This window comes from Xanthomonas axonopodis (assembly GCF_001304695.1).
GTDB lineage: Bacteria > Pseudomonadota > Gammaproteobacteria > Xanthomonadales > Xanthomonadaceae > Xanthomonas > Xanthomonas axonopodis.
In genome coordinates this window covers 24,861-31,858 of record NZ_JFAQ01000151.1, presented here as the reverse complement: position 1 = coordinate 31,858, position 6,998 = coordinate 24,861, and the positions used below count along the sequence as shown (strand labels likewise).

Below are 6,998 nucleotides of genomic sequence, written 5' to 3'. Positions count from 1 at the left end.
CCCCCCCGCAGCCGCGCTTGCCAGCAGGCTTGATGTTAGCGCTAACACACCATCCTGTCTGTCCACCTTGAATCGGACGATGTGCCCCAAGCGTTTCGTTGCTCGATGTCGTCTTGCATGACAGCAATGCCTGCCACACAACGTCATCGCCTGCGCCACCGCGTGATGCGATTGACTGTTGCAGTGCAACGACGGTAGTCACCGCAATGCAATGCGCGTTCATCACCCCGCGATGGAACGCGGACCCTCGTGCAGGCGTGGCGGATACCGGTGGTGCATCGGCCGCGCCCGTCGCTGGGCAGTGCGGTCGATACGTGTGTTGCACCCATCCAGAAATCAGCACCGCATGTGTGGAGAGCCCATGTCCGTTCAAGCAAGAAGCCAGATCTCGTCCATTGCGCCATCGGGCGTGCGATCCCTGCTGATGATCGTCGCCGCCGACGGTGCCTGGGCGTGTACCACGCCGGCGTCGGTGTGCGAACGCGACAGCGCCGGTGCGTTTGCGCTGATCCGCTCGGAAGTACCTGCCACGGTCGTGGTCGATGCCTCGGCAGATTCCGCCGTGCGATCGGTGGCCGACAATTTCGCGGCCGACCTGCAACGGGTCGCCGGCCGCAGCAGTGGCGTGACTACCGATCTGGCAGGCGTCCACGGAACGGCCGTGATCGTTGGCACGCTCGGCCGGAGCCCGATCATCGATAGGCTCATCGCCGCCGGGAAAATCGACAGGCGCACCCCTGCTGCAGCGCTGGGAGGCGTACACGCAGATTGTCGTCGATCGCCCCACGCCGCAGATCGATCGGGCGCTTGTCATCGTCGGCGCCGATCGCCGTGGCGCAGTATTCGGTACCTACGATGTCTCAGAGAAGATTGGCGTGTCGCCGTGGTACTGGTTTGCCGACGTCGCAACGGCGCACCGGTCCAACCTGTTCATCACCCGCGGCAGCGTGTCCGATGCGCCGAAGGTGCGCTATCGCGGCTTCTTCATCAACGACGAAGACCCTGCCTTGAAGGGCTGGGCGATGAAGAAATGCGGTGGCGTCAATTCGGAGAGGTACGCGCATGTCTTCGAGCTGGGCCTTCGCATGAAGGCCAACTAACTGTGGCCGGCGATGTGGAGCAAGGCATTCAATGTCGATGATCCCAACAACATGGTGCTGGCCGATCAGATGGGCATCGTCATGGGTACCTCCCATCACGAGCCGATGATGCGCGCGCAGAAGGAGTGGCACCTCAAGAGCATCCCCAACAGCGGCGGTGCCTGGGACTACACAAGCAATGCCGCCAACTTGCGTGCCTTCCGGAAGGGCGGCATTGCGCGGCTGATGTCCAAGGGCGGCGGTCAGTGCTACGACAGCCTGGTGACCGTCGGCATGCGCGGCGATGGCGACGAACCGATGGCCGAGAGCACGGCCAGCCATTTGCTGGAAAAGTCGTGGCCGACCAGCGCGCCATCATTGCCGATGTCACGAAGGCACCGGCCGCGCAAACGCCGCAGGTGTGGGCGCTTTACAAGGAAGTGCAGGACTACTACGACCACGGAATGCAGGTTCCCGACGATGTCACGCTGCTGTTTTCCGACGACAACTGGGGCCAGATCCGCCGCCTTCCCGTCACCGACCTGCAGCGCGTCGGCGGTTATGGCGTGTACTACCACTTCGATTATGTGGGGGTGCCGCGCAACTACAAATGGATCAATACCAATCAGATCGAAAAGATCTGGCAGCAGATGGATCTGGCCTATCAGCGCGGCGCACGGCAACTGTGGGTAGTCAACGTCGGCGATATCAAACCGATGGAATATCCACTGAGCTTTTTCCTGAAGATGGCCTGGAATCCGGAAGCGATGACGCCCGGCGCACTTGCGGCGTATCCGCAGCAATGGGCGCAGGAATCGTTCGACGCGGCGCATGCCGCACGTATCGGAGAGCTGATCACCCGCTACAGCATGCTGGTTGCACGGAGAAAGCCGGAATTGGTCGATCGGGACAGCTTCGCCCTGGGCGAAGGTGCGCCAGCCAAGCTGGATGGCGGCGAGTTTGGCGCCATCGTTGCGCAATGGCAGGCGCTCGAGCAGCGCATGCTCGGCGTCAAGGCGAGTTTGCCGGCCGACCAGCAAGACGCCTATTACCAGCTGATCGAATACCCGATCGCGGCAGTGTCCAATCTTTACCAGCTCTATTACGCGGCTGCATGGAACAAGCGCCTGGCCGCACGCAACGATGCACGTGCCAACTATTTCGCCGACATGGTCGAAAACACCTTCGAGCGCGATAAGGCCCTGACACGGCGCTACCACGCAATCAACGGCGGCAAATGGGACGGCATGATGAACCAGGTCCACATGAGCTATGTGATCTGGAACGACCCGACCCAGCAGTCCATGCCCTCGATCAGCCGCGTTGGCGGCGATACGCCGCCCGACCGGATCGCCCGCTCCATCGCGTTCGCACCGCCTGCCCCGCAAACGCCAGGGGTAGTCTCGCTCGAAGCGCCCATGTTCTCGCGGGTCATCGCCAACAAGGGGCTGCAATGGACCGCGATCCCCGCGCTCGGGCGCACGCAAGGCGCCCTGGTCGCGCTGCCGCAGGGGCAGCCTGCCACCACGGCCGAAGACCGTGTCGCAGTCGAGTACGACGTGGTGGTCACCACGCCAGGCCCCGCAACGCTCGGCCTGTATCTTGCGCCCACGCTAGCTACGTCCAACCGCGGGCCACTCCGCCTCGGCGTCTCCATCGACGACGGTCCGGTGACCACCGTCAGTTCGGAGCTGCACCCGACCGGCGGGGCGCAGAACACGCCCGCCGAAAAAGCCTGGGCAACCGCGGTACGGGACAATGCGGTGTTCGTGTCGGCGCAGATGGGCACGGTGGCAAAGGGTCGGCACACGATCAAGGTCTTCCGGATCGACGACAACATCGTTCTGGAGAAGCTCGTGCTGAGCACCGTGCCGGTGCCTGTGTCCTATCTGGGGCCAGCGCCGACACGCTGACGCACACCCGCTGGAGGGCGTCCCGAGCGCGCTCCCGATGCTTTCATTGCCACCGCCCGCGCTGACACGGCGAGCGACCTGCGCGCTCACCTCAACCGGGCAGCCGTACCTCGACCCGATACACCTGCCCGCGCACGATGTTGCCAATGCGCTGCTCCGGACAGGGTTCGCCATCGACCAGCACTTCCATCGCGGTGCGGCCGGGCTTGCGCGTCAGCGTGACGTCGAAGTCGGCACCACGAAACTGGCGCTTGGCACGCGCGTGCGGCCAGTGCGACGGCAGCTGTGGACGGATCGCCAGCGCATCGCCCTGCCCCACCAGCCCGAACAAGCCCTCCAGCACGCAGCGATACACCCACGCCACCGTGCCGGTGTTGAACAGCTGGCTCGAACGCCCGGCTGTGCGCGGGTATTGATGCCACGCGCCTCGGTAGTAGTTGGGCAACGATACTGGCAGATGGCCGCGCTGCAGCACATCCTCGCGGGTTGGCCCCGGCAGCAATGCGCGCAGGATCTCCCAAGCGCGGTCGGCCTCGCCAATCTGGTACAGGCTGTACAAATAGAATGCCACCGCGTGGTTGTACACCGCACCGTTTTCCGCCGCACCCGGCCACTTCTGCGTCAGCCGCCCTACGTCGTCACGCATGTGCGTATAGGCCGGCGCCAGCATCACCGGGCCATACGGTGTGTGCAGCTGCGCGCGCACCGCCTCCAGCAGCGCCGCACGTTGCTGCGCATCGGCGGTGCCGGCCAGCAGCGCGAAACTCTGCGGATTGAGATAGATGCGCCCTTCCACATCGTCGGCAATGCCGAAGCGTACACCGTCGTCGGTGATGCCGCGCGCGTACCAGTTGCCGTCCCACAGCTCGCGGTTGGCATCGGCATTGACCGCGCCCACCGCCTCGCCAAACCTGTCCGCCTGTGCGCTGCGTCCGTGCGCAGCACAGATGTCCGCCCACAGGCGCACTGCATACGCGGTGGCCATGGTGAGCCAGCCGGACACACCCTTGCCGCGCCAGCCGACCATGTTCATCGGGTCGCACCAATCGCCCTGGGCGATGAAACTCAACCCACGTGCATCGCGCGCATCCAGCAGCCACTGCATGGCCGCATCCAGGCGCTCGGCCACGCTCAGGCGCTGCCCGTCATGGGTTTCCACGATCGCGTCCAGGATGCTGGTATCGCCGGTTTCGGCCAGATACGCGCTCAGGAAGATCGGCAACCACACGCAGTGGTCGGTATGCGGCACCTGGTTGATGTATTTGAGCTCGGCACCTTCTACCAGCAAGATGCCGTCCGGCATTGCGCCGCTGGGCTCCTGCTGCGACAGGGCATGCAGCAGCGACGCGCGTGCGGTGGCAGGCTGCAGGTAGGCCATGCCCATATGGTCCTGCAGATAATTGCGCGTCTGCGGATCGGTGGTCAGGCGATTGACGTCGCCGTGATAGAACACCTGGCGCGGCAACCAATGGTTGACCAGATTGTCCAGCGCCGCATCGGGTGTTGCGATCTGCACGCAGCCACGGCCGGCCTGCAGATAGTCCGCATACCCACGCGCCGCCTGGGCGAAGCCGGCTTCGGAGAGATAGCGCGCCCGCAATGCGGCAATTTCGGCGTCGTCCTTGGCCGGCCCGAATGCGAACCGATACACGCTGGCCGCATCGGCTTCCAGTGTCAGCCGGTATTGCAACGCTGCGGCCGGCGTTTCGTAATGCGCATCGTGGTTGCCCAGCTGCTCGGCCTGCACGGCCGATGGTGCGTGCAGGCCACCCTCGCCTTCGAATGCCATCTGCTGCGCCTCCCAGGCCACCGGCGTCTGCTCGTGCAGCAGGAAGGTGCAGTCCTTGAAATCGCGCTGGCGGAAGTAATCGTCCACCTTTTGATACGGCGCCACGCTACGGCAGACGATTGCACCCAAGCCCGGTTCGTAACCGCCGGATTGATGCATCCACGACATGTAGCCGACCGGGAAATAAGCATAAATGCTCAGCTTGCGCGCGCGCCCGGACAGGTTGTGCACACGACATTCCCACAGCTCCACCGCATCGTCGGTGGGTAGGGAAACGCACAACTCCACCACAACATCGTCATGGCGCACCCGCCAGCGCACATCGTGCTTGCCGGCAAAGAACTCGAACGCCTGCGGCTGCGCGCGCACCGGCTCATGCGGCACCGAATACAACGCGCCGGTGTCTTCAGTCCTTGAGATAGAAAAACCGCCCGGGATGATGCGCGTAGTAGGGCTGCTCCGGCATCATGAAATTGCGCGCTTCCAGCATCGGCGCATGCGCGTACTTCGATGGCTCCGGCTGCATGAACTGGCCGGTGGCATAACCGCGGCAGGTCAGCTGCACCATCATGCGGCGGTTCCACAAGAAGCAGCCGGCATTGGGCATTGCAGTGGGGCTGTAGAGCGCATAGCGCGCACCATCGGCGCTGGGCGCCATCAAGCTGGACAGCGCATCGGACGTGGCGGGAGGCGTTGCAGACACGGTCAGGGGTGCTCCGGTTCGTCGCGCTTGCGCGCGGCCAGTTCGTGCTGGATGCGGTTCAACAGCCCGTCGTCCAGCGGATAAAAACGCATGGTCCAGGCCGCCAGTAGCGCAACCGCACCAGGAATCACTGTCAGCAGCAGCACGATGCCGGTCAACGACCCGGTGGACTGCGCGGTGTTGGCGACATAGCCCATTGCAGCCAGCCCCCAGGCAATGCCGGCCGAGGCCAACGCCCCGCCGAGCTTTTGCGAAAACGTCGCAGCGGCGAACGTCATCGCCGTGGCACGGCGGCCGGTGCGCCATTCGGTGTAGTCGGCGCTGTCGGCATACATCGAAAACGCCAACGGCGATTTCGGCCCCAGCGCCAGGCCGATCAGCATGTTCAAGGCAAACACCGCCCACACCGCATGGGCAGGCACGAAAAACATCGCACAGCTCAGCAGGCCGACAAGCACCATCAGCCAGAACATCAGCTGGCGCTTGTCCCAGCGCCGCGTCAGCAGCGGCGTGATGGCCGCACCCACGCCCAAGGCCACCGAATAGCTGCCCAGAAACAGGCCGACCAGATCCGGGCGTTGTACGTAGTACTTGAGGTAGTACACGCCCGCACCGCCGCGCATGGTGATCGTGATGATCAACGACAGCACGAACAGTACGCACCACGGTTTGTTGTGCAGCACGTCGGCGATGTCGCGACGAATCGGTGTGCGTTGTTGCGGCGGCGGCTGCACGCGCTCGCGCGTGGTCGATGCCACGGTGACGAACAACGCCAGCGCCACCGCGCCGTACAGCATCATCGTGCGTTGCCATCCCAGCGCATCGTTGCCGTCGCCGAACCAGCGCACCAGGTCCATCGTGAAGTAGTTGACCAGCGTGGTCCCTGCGAACGCGCCGATGAAGCGCAGGCTGATCAGGCCGGTGCGCTGCTGGCTGTCGGCGGTGATCACGCCGGATAACGCCGAATACGGAATGCTCACCACCGTGTACGCCAGCATCATCACCAGGAAGGTGATCGTGGCCCACCACATGCGCCCATGTTGGTCCAGATCCGGCGTGGTGTAGGCAAGCACGCCGGCAGCGGCCATCGGCAGCGCGCCCCACAGCAGATACGGGCGGAACTTGCCAAGCCGACTACGCGTACGGTCGGCCAATGCGCCCATCGCCGGGTCGGCGATCGCATCGGCGATCTTGGTCAACAGGATCATGGTGCCGACTGCAGCCGCCGGCAGGTGCATGGTGTCGGTGTAGAAGATCAGCAAGAACGCCGAGATGTTGGCCCAGTACAGATTGAGGCCCAGATCGCCGGCGCCATAGCCCAGCTTTTCGCGCCAGCGCAGGCGCGCCGATGCAGGAGACGTTGCGGGCGATGACGTCATCAACACACCTTCAAATGCGTTGTACCCGGCCGAGCACGCCGTTACGCTGGGTGCCCGCGCACCTGGCGAGGAGCGCCGACGCTACACCACGCATCGGCTGCCGCCAACGTGAATCCATTCGAATGCCGAATCGAT

1 protein-coding gene and 2 pseudogenes are annotated in these 6,998 nt (G+C 64.2%); 1 reads left to right on the top strand and 2 read right to left on the bottom strand.

Translation table 11 applies throughout. From position 1 onward, the window contains the following. The first annotated feature begins 361 nt into the window (after nucleotides 1–361). Nucleotides 362–2,992 (top strand): annotated as a pseudogene (locus XAXN_RS14170) (glycosyl hydrolase 115 family protein). Between the two features lie 91 nt (nucleotides 2,993–3,083). Here XAXN_RS14170 and XAXN_RS14165 read toward each other — a convergent pair. Both XAXN_RS14165 and XAXN_RS14160 read right to left on the bottom strand, forming a co-directional pair. After that, nucleotides 3,084–5,484, bottom strand: a pseudogene (locus XAXN_RS14165) (GH36-type glycosyl hydrolase domain-containing protein); the annotation flags it as partial. Nucleotides 5,485–5,486: 2 nt separating this feature from the next. After that, nucleotides 5,487–6,863 (bottom strand): MFS transporter, encoded by a 1,377-nt coding sequence (locus tag XAXN_RS14160; RefSeq protein WP_054320012.1) that lies wholly within the window; start codon nucleotides 6,861–6,863, stop codon nucleotides 5,487–5,489. Nucleotides 6,864–6,998 lie beyond the last annotated feature (135 nt).